This window comes from Acidimicrobiia bacterium (genome assembly GCA_035651955.1).
GTDB lineage: Bacteria > Actinomycetota > Acidimicrobiia > IMCC26256 > JAMXLJ01 > JAMXLJ01.
Genome location: DASRES010000071.1, coordinates 1 through 2,130 on the forward strand (window position 1 = coordinate 1; position 2,130 = coordinate 2,130).

Annotated in this window: 3 protein-coding genes; 1 reads left to right on the forward strand and 2 read right to left on the reverse strand. The window is 69.4% G+C overall.

The window, feature by feature from the left end; all coding sequences use genetic code 11:
- Positions 1 to 225, forward strand: a 225-nt coding sequence (locus tag VFC33_15635; GenBank protein HZR14670.1) for an LOG family protein, incomplete at its 5' end; no start/stop codon positions are given.
- Positions 226 to 253: 28 nt separating this feature from the next.
- On the opposite strand, the gene VFC33_15640 is transcribed toward VFC33_15635, so the two are convergent.
- Both VFC33_15640 and VFC33_15645 read right to left on the reverse strand, forming a co-directional pair.
- Positions 254 to 592 (reverse strand): hypothetical protein, encoded by a 339-nt coding sequence (locus tag VFC33_15640; protein ID HZR14671.1) that lies wholly within the window; start codon positions 590 to 592, stop codon positions 254 to 256.
- Positions 593 to 625: 33 nt separating this feature from the next.
- Positions 626 to 2,130 (reverse strand): VanW family protein (locus tag VFC33_15645; protein ID HZR14672.1); only part of this gene is annotated, 1,505 nt, incomplete at its 5' end.

Sequence of the window (2,130 nt, forward strand, 5' to 3'; positions counted from 1 at the left end):
AAGATCAAGCACTTTCCCGTCGTCCTCTTCGATTCGAGCTACTGGGGCGAGATGATCGAGTGGATTCGCAACGACCTGCTCAGCGACGGAATGATCTCGCCCGACGACATCGAGCTGCTGCACATGACGGACGACGTCGACGAAGCGGTCGAGCAGGTGCTCGCGTGCTACGAGCGCCGCTGCGCGGACGACCCTTCGGCACCGCACAAGGAAGATGCGCAATGACGCATTCTCGGCGTCGGACACGCGTCGCTCACAGGCGCCGAACGCGGAGCGTGAAGGGCGGCGGGAGGTACGGCTCGCAGTAACCGCCCCGGTCGAAGTACATCGTGAGCGTCGCGTCGAGCGTGCGCGCCTCCGTCGTCTGCACGAGTCGAACACGCACGACCCCATGCTGCCAAGGCGTGACGAACCCGCCCCCGTTAAGCGTTCGCCGCCGGCCCTCGAAGTACACGACGGTCGTCGCGACCGGCGGCGTCAGCCGAACCGCGACCTGCTCACCACGCGTCCCGCATCTCCACTCGACGTGCGCGACGCTCGGCACGCTGGTGAGCGGAAACCACACCGACACGAACGCGAGCAACAGGCGCACGCCGACACTACGAGGACGCTAGCGCCGGAGGTCCTACGTCACCGTCGGCAGCACGATGTACGGCTTCGGCGGCGTCCTCCCCGGGCCGTACACCGTCGTCGGGCTGTCCGGGATGTAGTGCGACTTGAAGACGTCCTTGCGCAGCAGCTTCCCGTTCCGGTCGTAGACCCTCCGCCAGACCTCCACGTCGAACCCCTGCTCACCGGTCCCGGCCACGACGCGCACCGACCCGCGCCGCGCCGTCGGGTCGACGGCGTAGTTCATCGACGGCGACGTCCACTTCGTCTGCGGCCCGGTGTGCGACACGACACGCCGCCCCTCTGGCGTCCCGAACACAGTGAACGTCAACGTCTGATCGGTGTACGACGCCTTGATCAGCAGGCCGTGCTTCATGTCGTTCTCGAACTTGAGATCCGGGCCTCCCCACGACACGGTGGCGTCCCGTCCCAGCGGGTAGTGCGCGAGATACAGATTGTGGTTCGTGCGCTCGCGGATCGGCAGCCCGAGCTCGAACGCGTCGTTGAACAGCGTCGTCGCGGTCTGACAGACGCCGCCCCCGATCGACGGAAGCACGAGCGACCCGATGATCATCTGCCCCTCGAGGAACCCGCGCGCCGCGGTCCTGGGGCCGACGACCCTGTTGAACGAGAAGACCTCGCCGGGCTTCACGATCGTCCCGTCGATGAAGTCGGCCATCAGATGCACGTTGTGAATTCGGTTCCACGACGACTCGCCCATCTGCGTGGTGTACGAGACGAGCTTCTGCGTGATGCCGAGCGCGCGTGCCTTCGCGGTCGTGAGCTCCGCCTGCCGCGGGAGAAGCTGGACTCGCGCTACATGGTCGCCGAGTGCGGCGTCTGTCACCGCAGCCACGAGCTGGCGCGGCGCCACGTCTCGTCCGGGATGCGACGGTGCGACGTGCACGTGGCCGCCCGCCACGATGAACCTGGCGTTGTGCGCGCGGACGATCCACGTGCCGAGGCGCGGCCGCACGAGCCGTGCGAGCAGGTCGCCGTCGAGCGTGACGTCGACTTCGTGCCCCAGTGTGCGTAGGCGGAGCGCGCGACCTAGCTGAGCCTGCGTCAGCCGGCCGCGGCGTGCCCCGCGGAAGTCGACGGCGACCGGCGCGGCGAGCAAACGGTCGGCCGTCGCCGCCGCACGCTGCACCGCCGCAGTCGACACCGACGGCCGCACGCGCGCGAACGGGGCGTCTACCACGCGGGCGCGTCCGACGAGAAGTCGGAGGAGCGCAGCGCGGTCGAGCGCGAGCCCGTCACGCGCCGGCGTCGTGAGCACACGCGTACCCGAGACCCGTAGCCTCGCCGACACCGCCCGCCGGCCTGCACGCGCGATCTGGGCGAGCACGTTCCCCGCATCTCGCACGGGCGCGAGCGCCGGCTCGACGGCGACTCGCTGCGCATGCACGAGCGACGCGAATCCGCCCGCGGCGAGCGCTCGCGACGCGGTCGCCGCCGGATCTACGTCGACGAGCCACGACCGCGGCACGTGGTAGCTGCGCCCGCCGGCCCGGATGGTGA